Source organism: Mesorhizobium sp. M4A.F.Ca.ET.090.04.2.1 (genome assembly GCF_003999085.1).
Lineage (GTDB): Bacteria > Pseudomonadota > Alphaproteobacteria > Rhizobiales > Rhizobiaceae > Mesorhizobium.
The window spans coordinates 1-17,107 of record NZ_RZOT01000051.1; the positions used below are offsets into that span (position 1 = coordinate 1).

General features: G+C 57.4%; 14 protein-coding genes and 2 pseudogenes. 4 read left to right on the forward strand and 12 right to left on the reverse strand.

Translation table 11 applies throughout. The features are described 5' to 3' along the window. Positions 1-1,591: 1,591 nt before the first annotated feature. Both EN781_RS06130 and EN781_RS35785 read left to right on the forward strand, forming a co-directional pair. Positions 1,592-2,128, forward strand: a complete 537-nt coding sequence (locus EN781_RS06130; RefSeq protein WP_126043593.1) for a hypothetical protein — start codon at positions 1,592-1,594, stop codon at positions 2,126-2,128. A gap of 297 nt (positions 2,129-2,425) precedes the next feature. Then, positions 2,426-2,557: a hypothetical protein gene (locus EN781_RS35785; RefSeq protein ID WP_268929511.1), complete on the forward strand. Its 132-nt coding sequence runs from the start codon at positions 2,426-2,428 to the stop codon at positions 2,555-2,557. A 563-nt stretch (positions 2,558-3,120) separates the two neighbouring features. Here the strand turns inward: EN781_RS35785 and EN781_RS06135 are convergent. From EN781_RS06135 to EN781_RS34145, 9 genes and pseudogenes are all read right to left on the reverse strand, one after another. Further along, a complete protein-coding gene (locus EN781_RS06135) occupies positions 3,121-4,221 on the reverse strand; it encodes a DUF4238 domain-containing protein (RefSeq protein ID WP_091595756.1) in 1,101 nt (366 codons plus the stop codon). Positions 4,222-4,632: 411 nt separating this feature from the next. Then, a pseudogene (locus tag EN781_RS06145) lies at positions 4,633-4,766 on the reverse strand (IS5/IS1182 family transposase); the annotation flags it as partial. A gap of 246 nt (positions 4,767-5,012) precedes the next feature. Next, the gene (locus tag EN781_RS06150) at positions 5,013-5,774 is read right to left on the reverse strand and encodes a hypothetical protein (protein WP_091595760.1); all 762 of its coding nucleotides are present in this window, start codon (positions 5,772-5,774) and stop codon (positions 5,013-5,015) included. A 2-nt stretch (positions 5,775-5,776) separates the two neighbouring features. Further along, the gene (locus EN781_RS06155) at positions 5,777-6,004 is read right to left on the reverse strand and encodes a hypothetical protein (protein ID WP_091595762.1); all 228 of its coding nucleotides are present in this window, start codon (positions 6,002-6,004) and stop codon (positions 5,777-5,779) included. Beyond that, positions 5,997-6,674 (reverse strand): cupin-like domain-containing protein, encoded by a 678-nt coding sequence (locus EN781_RS06160; protein WP_210213458.1) that lies wholly within the window; start codon positions 6,672-6,674, stop codon positions 5,997-5,999. Before EN781_RS06160 ends, EN781_RS06155 begins: the two co-directional genes overlap by 8 nt. Before the next feature lie 257 nt (positions 6,675-6,931). Continuing rightward, positions 6,932-7,960 carry a hypothetical protein gene (locus EN781_RS06165; RefSeq protein ID WP_091595766.1) on the reverse strand — a complete coding sequence of 343 codons (1,029 nt, stop codon included), beginning with the start codon at positions 7,958-7,960 and terminating at the stop codon, positions 6,932-6,934. 457 nt (positions 7,961-8,417) lie between these two features. Next, a complete protein-coding gene (locus EN781_RS06170; protein ID WP_091595768.1) occupies positions 8,418-8,978 on the reverse strand; it encodes a hypothetical protein in 561 nt (186 codons plus the stop codon). An 879-nt stretch (positions 8,979-9,857) separates the two neighbouring features. Beyond that, positions 9,858-10,052: pseudogene (locus tag EN781_RS06175) on the reverse strand (transposase); the annotation flags it as partial. Between the two features lie 1,245 nt (positions 10,053-11,297). Further along, positions 11,298-11,435, reverse strand: coding sequence for a hypothetical protein (locus EN781_RS34145; RefSeq protein ID WP_164746654.1), 138 nt, complete (start codon positions 11,433-11,435; stop codon positions 11,298-11,300). A gap of 256 nt (positions 11,436-11,691) precedes the next feature. Here EN781_RS34145 and EN781_RS06185 point away from each other — a divergent pair, with 256 nt between their 5' ends. Further along, positions 11,692-11,946, forward strand: coding sequence for an AlpA family phage regulatory protein (locus tag EN781_RS06185; protein WP_091595894.1), 255 nt, complete (start codon positions 11,692-11,694; stop codon positions 11,944-11,946). Here EN781_RS06185 and EN781_RS06190 read toward each other — a convergent pair. Further along, positions 11,927-13,180 carry a site-specific integrase gene (locus tag EN781_RS06190; RefSeq protein ID WP_091595769.1) on the reverse strand — a complete coding sequence of 418 codons (1,254 nt, stop codon included), beginning with the start codon at positions 13,178-13,180 and terminating at the stop codon, positions 11,927-11,929. The two genes, EN781_RS06185 and EN781_RS06190, sit on opposite strands and share 20 nt — an antisense overlap. A gap of 775 nt (positions 13,181-13,955) precedes the next feature. Here EN781_RS06190 and EN781_RS06195 point away from each other — a divergent pair. After that, entirely contained in the window at positions 13,956-14,660 is a 705-nt protein-coding gene (locus tag EN781_RS06195) for a TetR/AcrR family transcriptional regulator (protein WP_127399855.1), read from the forward strand. Here the strand turns inward: EN781_RS06195 and EN781_RS06200 are convergent. Further along, complete coding sequence (locus tag EN781_RS06200) at positions 14,590-16,701, reverse strand: N,N-dimethylformamidase beta subunit family domain-containing protein (protein WP_127399856.1); 2,112 nt, start codon at positions 16,699-16,701, stop codon at positions 14,590-14,592. The genes EN781_RS06195 and EN781_RS06200 overlap by 71 nt on opposite strands. Continuing rightward, the coding region (locus EN781_RS06205) for a hypothetical protein (RefSeq protein WP_210213459.1) at positions 16,698-17,107 on the reverse strand (410 nt) is incomplete at its 5' end. The genes EN781_RS06200 and EN781_RS06205, both read right to left, overlap by 4 nt.

The following is a 17,107-nucleotide window of genomic DNA, read 5'->3' on the forward strand; positions in this document are numbered from 1 at the left end:
AGATAATCAAATCGAGTCGGAACAAACCGGGACCACGGTCCTGCTTTGGGCCCATAATGGGCCCAAAACGTTTTGGGCCGAGGGCACTTTTTGTGAATAAAAACAATGGTTATGGTGGGCCCGGAGGATGTGCCGGGACCGTTGATTTCATTGGCTTTCTCGTGGGCCAAAATCAGAAATCTTCCCGTATCGCTCCGTATGGTTCCGCGCCTAAGCAAAGGACGCTGCACAAGATGGGGCTTCATGCAGGTCTGAGCCCCCGACCACTGTGGCGAGCGAGCAATCTTGGGTGAGATGAGCAATGCTGGCCGCAAGCTCCATAGGTCCACCTAGGTGTTCAAGCACCTGGCGGGCAAGCGACTCCGACTCCTCCTTGGAAAGAGGCGGTACGTCGATGACGCTCAGACGGTCTCCAGAAAAGGAATAGCTGCTTGCCTGGGCCCGGATATGCTCAACTCCATATCGTCGGAAGACAATGAGCAATTTTACACGACCCACGTTGGCCGCGGCGTAATTGAACAATGGCTGGAGACTTGTCGCTGTCATGAGCATCATCGACGACGAGGAGCAGGTCACCGGAACCAAGCTCTTCTAGAGACACCTTGGTGATCTCCATTGTCGGTGAGACAAGCCTGATCCTAGTCGCAGACTGATCGGCGGCGATTTGGTCCAGAATGGCTTGGAGCTCGAGATTTGCCGCCGCCGCCAGACCCCGTTACCAGCGTCACGCCAACGTCCGGATTCTTGTGTGCTTCCAAGGCTTCAGCAAGGGGAGCTTCTCTGCCGACCAGCTGCCAAGTATGGGTGAACAAGGTTTCCTTGCGTGCGAGAGCCGCAAAGAATTCCTGAGCCGTTTCCCACGGACTTGTGGGAGAGACGCCGAGAAGGCTATTGTCGATGTAGTTATCAGCATCCCAAAGGCTTCGGGTCGTTCCTAATATTCGGTTCAATCCGCTCAATGACGGGCTCGAACGCGGCATTAGCGACTTCGATGAGCACAGATCGATCAGCCCCGGCGACTGGCAGGGACGCAATGATGGCATTGGGATCCATGAGAGGATGATCCTTTTGGAGTGGCGTTTGGGACATCAGCCTGCGGTCGCCATGCCGACGGTGGTTCTTAGTGTGGTGGCCAATCGAGCCCAGGCGCTACCCTATGCTTACATGCGCACAGGCAGGATACGTGAGAATTTCGCAGATGCGGTCCAAAGCAGATGGGGCAGCACCTGCGGGCAGTCCGTCATCCAGGTCCTGCAAGGTGGGAGCTGAGTTGCTTACCTCAGCAGTGCCGCTCGCCCGCGCTATGGCCGGCAGTTCTAAGCTTTAGAGGAATAATGCGGGGCCGTTTTCGGATGAAAACGCCGATTGCCAAACGCCGCACCGGCTGGAATTTTTCGCGCTCAGCCTCTCCGTAAGCCGTAAAAGCGCGGAAAATTACGTGTCGCTGAATTTTCCGCGCTTTTGGATTCACGAGCGGGAATTTTCCGCGCTTTTAAACTGATCGGAGCTATTTAAATCGCTTGAGAATCCATCCGTTGCTACAATATCAAAGAGCGCACGGGGCAGACCGACACCAACTGGAGGCAAAGCAATGGAAGAGATTCAGAAGCGCCGCGTCGGCCGCCCAATTGGCAGCGGCGTCAAGAACAACGATCAGGCCCTTGCCAAGGTCGCAAGTATCTTGCTGGATAATCCTTCCATGAAGGCGACTTCAGCCATGAGGCGGGTCCTCAATGATATGTCCAGCTCGCGGAGGGAGACAGACGTTACCTTGATCCGTCGATGGCAGGGGCGCTGGAAGCTGAACAGACAGAAATTCATGAACGAAGCGGCGGCAACGAGAGCTGCAAGGACGGCGAGAGCGCCCTCGCGCACGACGTCATCGATCTCCGACTCGGCTAGCGAGTACCTTATGCGGAAAGCCAAAGAGACGGCGAGTATGTACAATTTTTCGGAAGCATCTGCTCTCCAAAAGGCCGCGGCTGGATACCTCGATACGCCCCTCAGGAAAGAGGTACATGGTGTTTTAGACTCACTGGCGCTGAGGACGGCGCTGGGTCTTCACGAATCGTCCATTCAGCGAGAATTGCGGCGCATGACGGATTCCACTGTCATGGAACGATGCTGAAAGCCTTGGAGGAGCAGGATCGCTTCCTTGCCGAGCTGAAAAAATGGGGTTGAGGCTACAAAAACTGCCCAATAACGGCAATTGACGCCAAGGCAGCGCGCGACCGGTTCGCGAAGGACAGATTTCGGCCCCAGCCGGGACTGAAACGACGCATTTTGTAGGTATAATTTTCTAAGATGGCGCTTTTGCAATTGACGCCTGCAAGGGTGCCTCATGCTTGCGCCGTAAAACGCAACACGAGCGCAGACGGTTCAGTCTGTCGTTTGAACCTGGAATCTGGTGAAGGCAACCGAACCAATGGACAAGATCACAATCGACTTCTGGGGCTTTGCAATAACGGCCGAAGGGTTTTACGGCGTCTTGGCCGCGTCGGGGCTGGTGATGGCCATTGTCATTGTGTTGAAGGTCGGGAGGCGTCGGGGTACCTAAGGCTGCTTCTCGGCAAGACGGAGGGCATCGATGTGCGAAGCCAGTATGACATTGTTAAAGATTGGGCACTCCTATCCGACGACGAGGCGATGGAAGCCGAGATCGAAGGCACGGCAAGGACGCTACCACGTCGGTCGCCTAGTGTCCCTTGGAAGTGTCTGGCAATCGTGAAGATGCCGAATATCGATTCTGGTTCGATCTGTTTTTGAGACTTTCCAGAAAGGACGACGTCGGGTGGGCTTAGCCCGTAGGAGACTAACCTAACCAATCTGTCCCAGTTCGCATGGGACGCCACTCCCGCAAACGATAGCGGCTGCTCTTCGTGCTTCACACGCTAAGCTGTAAAGTCAAAGCCGACGCCGTACCTCCGTTCTATGACCCACTCGGGGACCAGCATCCCGCCATCGGCCAACGCGTTGCCTTTGCGATTGGCAAAAGGATTGGCGGAAAGGGCCATGAACGAGGATGACGACACCCTCTTCTTGGTCTTCGATGAAACCGAACAACCCGAAAACGCCGCCAGGTGAGAATGATGGCGAAGCGCCAGAATAGCATTGGTCTCCTTAGCCTCGAACCTTCCGCCAAGGCGGACTACCCCAAAGACTTGACGTCGCAGTCCTCCGACGGCGGAAGCCTGCGCCCGTATCGTTGGTGAAGACGAAACGATTGTTTCGAAACTTCAGGAACGAGGGCCACGTTGGCGGAACCGGCCTGACAGTTCTCACGTGGATAAGCACGTCGTCATGCTCCCGAGCGTCGGGGGCATCTACGACTGCGTAGTGAGTATGAGTTTCGGTTCTGCCGTCGGCTACCGCCATAACCACGTCAAACCGACTCGGGGGTCGCAGATGCGCAACTGAGATCGCTATAGCTTGCACATCATCCCCAGAGCTACGCTCGCCAAAGTACAGATTTGCCGCGCAGTTCAGTACCTGCTGGTGGTTGCACGCAAGAATGTCCGCCGTATTTGACACATCGATCCAGCCACCGACGTGCTCGGCTTGATAGACGTCGCCATCCAGGAGAACAGCCAACAGCGTTGGCGAAAGCGGCAGGAAGAGAAGCGCACCTGCGCTGGAGATTCCAAAAGATCTGTGCTGCGCATGCCTGTGCTGTTGATGCCAGCGGTTGGCGAGAGCAGCAGGGTCATCTGATGTGAGAAACGGCACCGAGGTAAGGTTGCGAACAACCCGCACCTTTAGATCGTCTACGACGCTCATCGTTTTGGCGTAGTGATGCATCGCCGAGATCACCGCACTTTTGACGGCCTCCTTGAAAGACGGTTGTTCGAAGTCCGCACCTTTGACTGACGTGGCAGCGAAAGCAAACTCCGCGGATCGACGCGCGGCGGCTTCTGTGCGGACATGCTGCAGGTAGGCGAAACGCCTGAGGATTGTGGCATGAAGATCCTTGATGACCGCACGTGGCTTGAGCAACGACGAAACGCAGTCGCCATAGTGTCCCTCGACGGTCTGGATTGCGGTTTCGAGCCTTGGGTCCTGCCCGTAGAAGTAATCCCTGGAACACTGATTCTTCACCGGGGCATCGAAGAATGATTGGTTGCGATCAAGGTTAAACAGGTGAATGGCTTTGCCTTCGGCACACACGCTGAAGGGCGATAGATGTACCCGGGGAACAAAGTGCTGGTTCTTGTTCTCCGCCATGCAATTGAGCGATCCGCCATTCCGGCACTGCCGTGGGGGCGCTCAAACACCCGCGCCAAGCCGTTGCTATCACACAGAGCTTCCAGCGGGAATGTACGTCTCAGGCCCGCCCTTCCTGGCACTCAATCGAAGAGACGTGACGAACGCCGTCGCAGGGTGGCGTTCGTTTCACGAAGCGTCAGACTTGGATGCGGCCGACGCGCTGTCCCGGGAGGACGGCTCCAAAGGAGACGGCGTGCAGGGCTGGCTTGTCCCCAACACGGGAGCGGAGCGAAGGAGCGGGCAGGAACGGGACAAGACGGCCGCGCCGGCTAGACCCGAGTAACCTTCCGATACCATGCCAAGGCGTCCGAAGGCCGGCGAAAAAGAATAGCGGTCGATCCTCGCTCAGGGCGAACCAGTAGTTCCGCTGAACATGAAGTCGGCGCGCGAGAAAGTGCCATCCGTGCGGTTTTATCGAACACGGGGATATGCTGCGCGATCTCCCGTTCCTTGACCAACCAGGCGAGGTTCGCTGCCGATCCGTAGGCGCTGTCGGCGGCCAGATGCGTCGGCTTCTGGGCCGCAAGCGGACTATTTGTTTTCGGGTTGGCCGGTCTAGAAACGGACTAACACGTCCAGCATAGCGCGGACCGCTTGGCGCCAACAGCCGTCCTGAGAACTGTCCGGTTGACTCCCCGCGGTTCGCAAGCGAATTTTCATCCAGGAGGTCGACAGATCTAACGGCGCGGGTCAACGGCGAAGGCGACCTGAATAAGAGCGTGCCTGCCAACACGATCCCCACGGAGCAATCACCGATCCCTAACTAGGGACGTCGCAAACCCTCCAGCCCTCTGGCTACCCAATTCGCGCTCTGTGTATGCGGTGAACTGTAGCAATCTCTGCCAAAAGAGTTCTTCAACCCGAGTCGAGGCAAATTCTTTGGACAGTTCTCCGATGCGTCTTGCAGTGTAGCGGATGTGGCTACACTCGTCGCCACTTAACTTGCATAGCGTTCGACCCAGCATGTCTAGGTTACGGTGCGGGCAATATGCCTCGAGCACGGGCTCCAACAACTTCTGGTGAATGCGGGTCCTCACCTCACCGAGGTTCACCTGAATCAAATAGTCGAGCACCCTCCAGGTTTCGAGGCTAGCGGCCTCGACCTGGCTGTGCTGCATGGGGGGAAACTGGGTCTCAACGGCCCCGCGCACATTATCTGGCAATGCGTCTGGAAATACCAGATCGGCGAGACGAAGGTACATTCGGCAATGACCTGCCTCATCCTCGACATGCTGGCTCAGATCGTCAACAAGCCCGGCACTTGTGCAAGCGTTGGCAATCTTCGCTAAGTCGCGGGAACCCTCGCCCTCTTTGATCGCATTCGAGACAAGCGACTGCAGCACCCATACCGGGTTCTCAATATGCGACCTAAAACTGTTGCCGTAGTCGGCGAGGAAGTATGGCGGCACGTGACGTGCAACAGCGTCGCCAAACAGCCGAAGGTAGTCGCGCGTTGCTATGTCGCCTTGTTCGTCAAGGGCAGTTTCAACAAAACGCGCGACGTAGTCCATTGTCATTTTTCAACTTCGAGCGGGCCATTGCAAGCGATAAAAGGGGCCATGCCGTCCTTGAAGGGTGAACTGCTGATACCGATTATCCCTGCGTTGATGGCAATGTTGTCGACCTTCAGGGTTGTCCCATCGACATAACCGGAAATGCGTATGCCTTTACCTCCAGCGAGGGACCTGAGGGCCTTAGCTTGATCTTCACTCAGTTCGAAGGAAAGCGGTGCTTCAGACATAGTCGAAAACTCCTTTGCCATAGAATTCACTGAACGCCGTTATAATTGCAAATCTTGCGATGGGAGCCAATTGCAAAAGGACACGCTTCAAAGCAGAAGCGCCGCCAAACTCTTCAAGGTCAGCCAAGAATGTCCTAGTATCCGCCACAACGATTGCAGGACGCTCCCAACGCTCTTGCCCAACGCTGTAAATGATCTCTGCCAAGTGGTTATCGAACCACCAACGCGACACCGAAATGCTAACTGAGAGGGATTGGACGTAATGCCAGTAACTGGGAGGGATATGCAGGAGGTCGCATGGACCGACGATTGCATGACGTAACGACGGCACGCGTTGCCAGACATTGGGGTCCGTCGGCGAGGCATCGCAATGGTGCCCTCGCACTGTGGCGCCGTCCGTGAGCGCGAAGGTATCCCGTGGGTGGCAGACTGCAACATATTTCCACCCAAACAACTGAATGAAGTAATTATGGTTCGTGACGTAGTCGTTGTGGTTATCTTGATGAAAGGTTTGCACCGTTCCTGGCGGACCGATCCATATGTTGTCGAAGTATGCCGGCTCGCGTGATCGAGGTGAAACAGGCAATCGATGCGCGATGTCGACGAAGGACGCGTCACTCTGCCTGAGATAAAATTCAGTTGTGTCGAGACCAGCGAGATAATCGCCCAATCTCTGTTGCGCCCGGAGGTTCCGCCATCGTTCCTTATGCTCGAGCGTGACCAAGCGCGTCCCATGCCGTGCCGCGATACGCTGGGGTGTGAGGAGGGCAGCAAGTTCATCCAGAGCGGAAACGTCTCGCGACACCCAGGGAGTTTCCATCAGCTCTGCTGCGCACTTCATTCCGATGATGGGGATGCAACCTATTTCCCGAAATCTCACATCGGGACAAACGTATGACAAGTCTGGAGGAGCCGTCTGCAACATCCTCAGCCTCCAAGGGCAGCAACATATCCGCTTGGCAACTGGTCAGCATCGAACGCGGTCCAAGGGATATGATAGTGCACTCGGCTAAGATCCGACTGCCCATTTGCTTGCCATCGTTCCCGATGGGCTGCCAAGGTGCCGGCAAATTCGAGGCCCAGATCACCGAACACGACTATGTCGCGGCCGTGATAAAGCGCGCCCGAGCGGCGCTCGCTATCGATGAGACCGAAAGAGTAGTGTGTGAGGTCGAATGTACGCTCGACGCCTAGGTTCACAGCGCGGAAATTCGGTTCAGCGCCAAAAAGGTAGCTCCGGAATGCCAAAGAATCCAAAACAGGGTGACCAAAGCCTCGGCCCTTTTCAATATGCAAGAAGGACTTCGGTCGCGGATCAATAAGCTTTTCAAGCGGGATGTACCATGTGTCCTCATCTGCAATGGAACCGGTTGTAGGGACGGACACGGACATCCTAGCGCCGACCGTGAGTAGTCCTTTCTCGGTTGCTAGGAAGATCGTAAAGCAGTCCCCGCCACCCGGAATCGCTACAGGCATAGCGAGCATGCCTCCCGGCACCCGCAACGCCTCGCGAAGCAGTCGCGGGATGCCACGAAACGCAGAAGTGGCTATTATGACGTCGAAGAGACCCAGCTCGGGTAGTCGATCGACCCAATCACCTAATTGCACGCGCACACCAGAAGTGCCGATGAGGGCGCGCTGTGATTGATCGAAGAGGTCGGGAATAATCTCGCAACCAAATATCAGTGGGACGTCTCCTTCCCTGCCGGCTAGCAAGGAGAGTACTGACACCAGATAACCAGTTCCTGTTCCAATTTCGTATATGCGCTTCCCCCTCAGATCGCCGAGTTCTCTGATTATCCACCTAAGAAACGTTCGATCCGATATTGCTGAGAGAGTTGTCCCATCTGCGTCTGAGAACGTTCGAATAGGACCATCAAAACGCTCATGCCCCCTCGGGGCAAATCGCGCTATGTCCACCCCCGCGAAAGCGGCGTTGATGTCAGTATCGCCCATGGCACTAGGTTTAGCTAATTGATCTTACCTTAAGCTAATAGAGAGCGTCAGTTCGCACCGCGATGCAAGCACTTTTGCCAATACTAGTCTCCAGCTATCCATTTCAGTTGAACCCACATTCCATGCCTGTTCATGGCGCGACCGCGACGGCGCGCGTTGTCAACCGAAATGTCTGCTTCCGGGCAGAGGTAAAGTTCGCCTCTATGGCCGACACGAGGCGCAAAAGCTGCCAGGCGGCGTTGGGCCGTTGCAGGTTGGCAGTTTTAAGGCACAAATAGTCGGAAACGAACGTTGAGGCACCCCGCTAGGCATAGTCGTGACCTGACCCAAAGCTACCGTTTCGGCCAACACGGAAAAGCCCTCCAAAAGGGCCTCGCACTCAGTTCGCCATAGGCCGATTGCAGTGCGACGAATAGATCGCTTGCTGCGCTCAAACCCGGCTACAGCGAGAAATTCGCTACTGGTGCGGCATCGTGATGCCGGCCGCGGTCGGCGGCAGCGTGGTCGGTGCCTGCCAATTAACGTCGACTTTGCCCGACGCGGTCAGCCCTTGCGGGAGAAAGGCGGCCTGATCGAGCCTAACGACAAGGACGTAGTCACGGCGCTGTCCTGTCGGTGTGATCTGGATCGACCCCTTCTGTCCCAGCGTTGTAGGGATCTTGCCCTTGGTCAGTTCCAACTTGAACCACAGGGGGACCGTACCTGAAAACACCGGCGTGACGACATGGGCGAGCATGTAGATCGGCTGCGTGAGCCGCACATGGTAGGTTGTGCTGTCGCCATTGGGCGTATCAAGCGATGTCGACCCCGTCGCCGACTTCGCGCCCAAGGTAACCAGCGCGCCGCCGATTGGAATGGTGCCGCTTATCTTGCAGAACTCTACTTTGCCGCCGACCACTAAGCCGGCAAGGCCAAGTGTATTTTGAATGCGAAAAGCGAGGCCGTCATTCTCATTCCAGCTGTGATCGATATGATCGACGTGGAGCGCGCCGTAGAAAGCTTCGTTGAATGCCGGCACAACCTCGAAACCAATGCGACCTGGAAGCGGCCAAGGGCAATCGGTCCAAGTTCGAGCGATATAGCCCGAGTAGCCGTACGATTGATCGTCATCGTGCGATCGTTAAATCCAAGATTGTTGAATGCCTCGATCGTGTCTTCGATTGGCCTTCCGTGACGTCGAACTGGACATCCTGGCCTGCGCGCCCGCGGTACGGTGCCGCCATTCTTGAAGTGACCAGTGTAGCGCTCGCGGGGAAATAGGAAGCCATCGCTGCCGATTTAGTATTTCTGAAGGTCGGATTATAGTCTTTGCAGGCCATCTCGCTCAGAATAATTCGCGGCGGAGGGCACGTAGCAAAGATGGGTTCGCAAGCTCGATCAACGGCATCTTCTCTGTCGAAACGCCAACAGTGACGCGCAGTAGAACCGCGAAGGCGTGACGAACGAGATCGAGAGAGTGATCGTCGGCCCAATAGTCGCTGGACGGTCTCTTGCGCGTTCTCGCCCAAGTTGGTGGCACGCCATGAGCGATGTCATTCCTGATCGCAAATGCAAGACTGGCCGCATTGGACCATGTCTGAAGAAGGGTGCGCTCGTCTCCCGCTGGCAGCGGTTGACGCGAATGTTTCAAGCATCCCGATCAAATCAGAGATCATCTTCGCGTCGGTCTCGGGTCGAATGCCCTTTGGATTGACGCCCTTGAGCTTCCACAACGCCGCTCCAGGTGATGTTCGATGCTGGCGGCGAAGATGATGATCGGCGCAATGCGCTGGCCAACCAGCGGCTTCAACCCAAGCCGCTCTTCGAGGGTATCGGCCCTTCCATAGGTCATTCGCGATCTCGCGACACCTTGCCCGGGGCGGACCATACATTTTTGCGGCAGCATCCTTCAAGATCCATTGTCGAGCATCCGCTCCGCCGGCAGCTTCTTGAGCCGCGCGTTCTCGTCCTCCAGCGCCGTCAGGGGACGGGCGTCGGACAATTCCATCCCGCCAAACTTCGCCTTGAACTTATAGAAGGTCGCTGCCGAAATGCCGTGCTTGCGGCAAAAGTCCGCCGTATTCGCACCGAGAATGTCTCGGGGCTTGAAGATCGATCAATCGAACCAACGTTGTGGATAGGTGGCAGAGCGGTCGATTGCGCATCCCTGATAAGGAGGTGGACCTTCATCGGTCTCGTGGGTTCGAACCCCGCCCTGAATTAGAAAAGCCCGCTCCTGGATTCAGTCGAGCGGGCCCTTAAAGGCTATTTTGTTTTCGGCTATGGTCCGCGGGTCACTTCGATGTCGACCGTCCGGATGGGCCCATTTCCCTTGCGTTTTGGCCCTTCGACATTCTGCTGTTTGAAGACATTGGAAACATCATTTCCGTTTGACCCTCAACCCGCTTGCGGCCAAGCTTTTGTGGCGAAACAGCCGGCTGTCTTCCTACTTCCGGAAGATCTATCATCCCCCAGGCGTTCGACGGGCGTCTTCTAAATCTGGACTTTAGGAACTTGCTTTGAGCGCGGGCCGACCTCACCCTCGGATGCAGCCTCTCTCAGCATCGGTGCCGTTGGTGGATCAAGGCAAACCAAAACGCCAATCTCTGCGCTCTCCAGTTTGTGGATGGCGTCGACGCCAACGTGCAGTCCACCTTTTCGGACACAACCAGTTCGCCGGAAACCAAACTCCTTGGCGCTCTTCTGAATGAGGCCAAAACTGCTTCATGTCTGTCAAACCGGCGCTATTTCTTTTTTTTCACCCTTTGCGTAAGAGCGGATCCCGCGACCGATTTGACTGCCTTTGAGGAGCTGTTAGAACGAAGCAACTTGGATGCCGTCGAAGCAACTTTCTTGCTCGTAGTCTCATTGGGTTTCTTCGCCATTGGTTTTCCCCGCGCGGTTGAGTCGGAGTAATACGCATTGTGATGCGTCTGCAATCAACTGCCGGAGAGCACTGTCCCCAACTTTCATTTTCCAACACTCGGTCCGGTTCCGCAAACAACCAAGCGGAGCAGGAACTATGCTCGCCTTCATTGCCTTTCACCTTTTGTCGGTCGGCATCGGCTGTTCTGCCGTCCTCCGTGATCAGCCACGCTAAGGCACGCAGGAATTCGAAATATGCGAGCACATCTTCGATGAAGATGTTGGCGATGCAACGTTTCTCATCACAGTATTTGACAAGGTAGCCGTTGCGACCGCCGAGCCTGCTGCCGTTTAACCAAAGACCAAGTCTCGCTGTCCATGTCGGCAATCTCTCATGATTGGTGAGATCGGCGACGGCGTAACTGCGAAGCCGGCGGCGCTTCGCGTCCTCGGCTGTGAGCGTGATCTCGCGGCGCTTCGCCTCCGCCGCGATCTAGCCGCGCCGGCCGATTAACGCGTCAATTGGCGCAAGGTCATTGTCAGCGCGCAGCTTGAGATATTCGAGCATCGAGAAGCCTGCAGCAAGGATCGCCTGTCGGACCTTATGCAGCGCCTGCTCGATGGATCCCATTGGTGGTGCGGTCCTGACATAATCCGCAGTGAAATGCCCTTGAGTCTTCACGTCAGTAGGCGAGGATACGTGGTCGCAATTGAGGGCTGTACGAAACCTCGAAAAGTTGCGCGATTGTTGGCCAGTAAGGCAATCCATCCCGGTCACGCAAATGGTCAAACGGCAGCAGTCTTCCGAGGTCGATAAATTCAAGGGCATCGAAATTGGGCAGCCGGATCCACTTCTGGTTCTACCACACATCGCGTCGCGTCGAGTAGTGCGAACTGTTCGCCGGTCGCAGCTGCGAGAAATCGTTCCCCTGTCTGATACGACCGTCTATGAGATGGAACAGCGTGGCGAGTTCCCACGACGCTTCAATCTCACCGCCCGCTGTGTTGTTTGGGACTTGGCAGAAGTCGAAGCGTGGATCGAGGAGCGGCGGAATGCGTCATCTGTCGGAAAAATCAAGACCAAGCCTGCGCCTGACGTAAGACTACGAAAGGCAAGACCCGTCAAATCGGATCAAGGATAACCGCTGCCTCTGCAGGCGGCTGGAGTCTGGGCGTGTGCTTTTTGCCTGCCGCCCACGCATCGACCATGTCCGCCCATTCCTGCAGCATATGACGACGCTGCGGCTCATATTCAGCTCTGTTGTAGACACCTCGAGAGGACCGCCTGTCGTCGTGGGCAAGGCATTTCTCAATCCAGTCGCGATTAAATCCGATCTCGTTCAGGAGTGTTGAGCCGGTGCGCCGAAGGTCGTGCACTGTGAAAGGCGCGAGCGGAAAGTCTTGCTGCTTTGCCCGCTCGACAATCGCCGCGGTTACCCGATTGAACGTCGCGCGCGACATGGGCTCATCGGCATCGTAGCGGGACGGCAGCACATATCGGGAGTTCGCCGCACAAGTCTTGAGCGCGATCATGATATCGAGGGATTGCTGTGACAGGTAGACGTTATGCGGCTTCTTCCGCTTCATTCGCTCTTTTGGGATGCTCCAGACGGCGTTCTCGAAATCGACCTCGTCCCAAGTCGCCTCGAGTAGTTCACTCTTTCGGACCATCGTGAGCAGGATGAACTTTAGGCCGACCCGAATCGTCGGCAGCGTCGGCACGTTTTCCAACTCTTTCAGCATTATCCGGATTTCTGCAGGCGACAGAGCGCGGTCTTTCGCCTCGAACGTGGCAATTGAGGCTGGTCCCACCTCGTCCGCAGGGTTGGCGATCTTCTCGCCGTGCAGAATGGCGTAGCTATAGATCTGCTTCACGACATCGCGGATATGGACGGCGGTTGCCGGCGCACCACGATCCCTCACCTTTGCGCAGAGCGCCCGCAAGTCGTCAGGTGTTATTTCGGTTAGGAGTCTTTTTTCCCAAATCGGCAAAATGTCGCGATCGAAAATAGCCTTGCGCATCGAGCGGGTGCTATCCGCCATCTTCGCTTCCTTTAACCAGCGCTTGCCTTGATCCCCGAAGCTCGCCGTGCCTGACAGGCGACGCTTCTCGCGCTGCTTTTCTTGCGCCGGCGACTTTCCGGCTGCCACCATTTTTCGCGCGGCAAGGCAGCGGTCGCGTGCCTCTGCCAGCGTGAGACCTCCGTTCCCATATCGGCCCAGCGTCACAGTCTCTCTCCGACCATTGGTCCGGTAGTCGTACCGAAACGCAATCTGCCCAGTCGGAGACACCGCAGCGTACATACCGTCACGGTCGGCAACTTTGTACATTTTGTCTTTCGGTTTCAGCCGCTTAAGGGCAATATCTGTTAACATAATGACAGAGGATCGGATCACAACTTGGGTTTCTCGGCCGCCAATTTTACCGTCATTAATTTTACCGTCAACTGTTAGGAACGATCATTGTATTTCAATGCTTTGATGGGCAAGAAGTGAGTGCGCTTGCAATCGGCGGGACGACGGTATTGCATGGCAGGAAAGAGAACGCTGAAACGCATGCCGTCAAATTTACCGCCAAATGATTCCGCTTCCAGGCGATAGATGGCGATAGATGCAGTAAGGAAAACACACTTATTTCAGAGGCTTATACAACTCTGATCGATACTTACCGAAAGCTAGCTAATGATGCACCTTTATTCCCTACTCGATTGTCTCCAACCCAAATAGGCCATTGACGTTGCTGATTTTTTTCTTTGTTTGCGCCTAGATATCCGACGCACTGTCCGCCAAAAACTTACGGTATTGATTTCAAAGAGAAATTCTTGACGGAATCTTTTTCGAGGTTTCGCGGACTACCGATATCAATCGCGCGTTTTCTTTCTGTGCGCGAAAGGAAGCTGGGATTCCATCTCGTGAAAAAGTATCGTCAACCGGCCCTGGGCTGATCGCTGGACTGCAACTGTGACGCAAAAGAGTGCAGGGTAAACAGTGTGCTTGAGCAAACTATCGGCACTGCCGCATAATTACGATGTTAAGCGTCGGCCAGGCCGTAGGACATTCGAGCTGCGGCAGGTGGCCGCGCTTCCGTCGACATCGCTGGGAGCCAGATACCTCGCTTGACGCTGTCGTTTCGCTTGCCTAATCCACTTCCATGTCAAAGACGGAAGATTCCAAGGAAGGGCGGCGACCAGCGCATCGCGTCCGTGCCGTCCCAGACACGCCTCGGCGCGAGGAAAAGCGCGCCGAGCGCCGCCGTCAATTGATCGAAGCCGCCCTGGAAGCAATCGCAGAGCGTGGATTTGCGGCCTGCACCGTTTACGACATCGCCCGGCACGCCGGCCTCTCCCATGGTCTGGTCAACTTCCATTTCGACAGCAAGGAAAGCCTGTTCGAGTGCGTGATCGACATGCTGGCCGCAGAGTTTCGCGCTGCCTGGCAGCTTGCCTTGCAGCATTCAGAAGCCGGCACGGTGGAGCGCGTGAAGGCCCTGGCGTTGGCTCCATTGGATAAGGCGATCTGCTCGCGCAGCAAGCTGTCGGTCTGGTTTGCCTTTTGGGGAGAGGCCGGGCCGCGTCGGCGCTACCGCGAGATAAGCCTCGAATTGGAACGAGAATATCTCGCTGCCCTGACCGAGGCGCTGCGGCAGGCAACCGGGCATGCCGCATCCGACGCCGCAACCGACGCAAGCCTGATCAGCGGCTTGTGCGACTCTCTTTGGTTGGAGATGCATCTTGGCCAGAGTGCATTGTCAGTTCAGGCCGCCAGGTTGCGGATGACCAAGGGGCTCACCCGTCTCCTCCCGGACCTGAAGCCTGGGGGAAAGCGAACGGCCTCGGATCATCAAAGCGCCGGATAGCGTTTTCAGTTAACCGACCGACATCGGTCCGTCCCTGCTCGGCGGCCATCGCCGCTCCCCAGGCGATCGAACCCGTGGAGAAGACCGCCCCCCCGGCCGGTGTTTCGAAGAAGGTCAGGTCTGCCCTGACCCTGGCGTTCACGTCGCCCGTGGTCGCCGAATGCAGGAATACCACTTCCTCCGGCGCAAGGTAGTAGCCGGCTCCCAGCATGGTGGACGATGCGACCACGAGAGCATGATCGGGCGTGCCCAACTCCGGGTCGGCGGCATCGACCTCCTGCCCGGCCGCTCCCGGATGCGCGTCGCAGGGGGCGCCGAGGACGTCGCCGTGAACGCCTTCAAAGGCGAAGGCCACGCGCGGGTCGCGCGCTGCGTCGGTAAGCCTGTAGCCTGCTCCACGGTCCCAGCCGTCGGCGACCATGCCGACCCCGACCAGACCTTGCGGCGGCCTGCCGAGCCGGCGCCAGAGGCCGCCGCGTTCGCCGCTGAACTGCATATGATATTCGGCCGGTTCGGCCTCGTTGTAGCGCGCGCCCGATTCCGCCCGGCGAAGCTCCATCAGCCAGGGACGGTCCTGCGCGATAGCCACGCGCCAGTAAAACCCGTTGCCGCCGAGATAGATGAGGCGGCCGCCACGGTCGAGGAAAGCGACCAGGGCGCCCCATTCGCGCGTGGAGAGGTATTCCGGATGCGTCCCGGTGATGAGGACACGACACCCGTCCAGCGCCGACACCCCCTCATCGTGAAGCAGGTCGTCGGTCACGATATCGTGGTCGATTTCGCGAGCGTGCAGGAAGGCCGTGATGCTGGTATCGGCATTATAGGACCAGTTGCTGGTGTCCGGCGCCATGTTGAGGATCGGCCGCCGGCGCGTCGTCACGTAAATTGGATGACCGTCGACATGCCGATCATAGTGTGACGCCCCGAGTTCCGGCATATGCTGCAGGGTCTGCAGTTCCTCGTCGAGGACCGGCAGGGCGCTCAGCTCCGAGATTTCGTATTCCGGGCTTTCAAGCGCGATCCGGTGATTGGCATAGGCATGATAGGTGAAAGTTGAGGCGAGCAAGGCGACTGGCCTGCATGGCGCCGCCCGAGCAGGGTTCACGAAGAACGGAACGTAGGTCGTCTCTGTCGATCCTCTTGCGCGCAGCGCGTAGGAGCCGCTCTCGAAACCCGGCGGGATGACCCAACTCGCGCTGGCTTCCCATCGGGCATCCTCGAGGTCGTCGCTGTGGAAATGAACGGCGTCATAGAGAGCCTGGTCTTCCGCCGGCGAGAACGCCTGTCCCGCCCAGTTGGGACCGGGCACGCCGCGCGTCGGTGCGTTGACCAACCTTGCGCCGACCTTCGCGGTACCCCGGTTGGTGAGTTGGTCGCAGTCGAGACGATCGCGGAAGTCGAGGGCAATATCCGGACTTGACTCATCGGCGCCCCACAGCCGGAATCCCGAGACGACCCCGTCGAGTGCCGAACTGCCGTCTGTCTTTGCGCCAAGCGACAGGCGTTGGATGCCTTGCCAGCCAAGCGGCACGGGTATGGAGATCGTGCAGGCCGGCCCGGCAGACGCTGTTTCCACCGTGACGACAGCCGACTGCTCGATCGCATCCAGCACGATGCGAACGGAATGCCACTTACCGCGCGCCATTCGGTGGCAAGCCACCCGATTTGGCTCCCCGGCGCCTTCGAGCGCCAAGCTGCCACCCGCATCGCGCCACAGACGCAAAGTGCCCGTATCCAAGATGCAGGCCAGCGCATCGCGTGTCGGCTTGACGCTGAAAGCCACGGTCACGCCACGTTGGGCGAATCCGTCCTGCATGGTCAAGGTCAGGTAGGATCCGGTCCGGATCGGCTGATTGGCTACCGGCCGCGACCCCAGCGTTGCGCCGGGAATCGGTCGCAGGTCAAGCGCTGCCGGCGCTCCGTTGATGACACGCACAATGTCTAGCGAGACGGTCTCTTCCGGCTCGCTGGACAGGAAAAAGTCGACGGTATCGCCGGGTCTGACCGACCATTGGCTGGCATAGCCCAGAAGCCGTTTCATGCTTGATGCATAGTCCCCTGGCATGAGCCCGCGTCCGGCGGCACTTGTCCAAATAATTGTCGCCAGCGGATAGCGAAGGCCGCCGTTTCGGCCTCGTGGAGCGACGCGAAGCTCTCGTCGCTGAGGAACTCCAGCGGTCGTCCCCTGCCCGACAATCCTACCAGGCGGTAGCCTGCCGGACACTCGATGGCCGCCACCCATGGCATGGTCGTTCGCGACCGCATCACCTTCAGCAGGCGCGCCAGTTCGGGACAGTGCGGGCCGCCGGGGTTTCGCATGAATTCATCGAAAAGCTCACGCCGCGGCCGCAGATCGAGTTGCTCGACAACCGACATGCCGCTCATTGTTGGGTGGCAATGCGCGTCCACATGCGGGTCATCGCGCGGGTCACTGCATTGTCGTACAT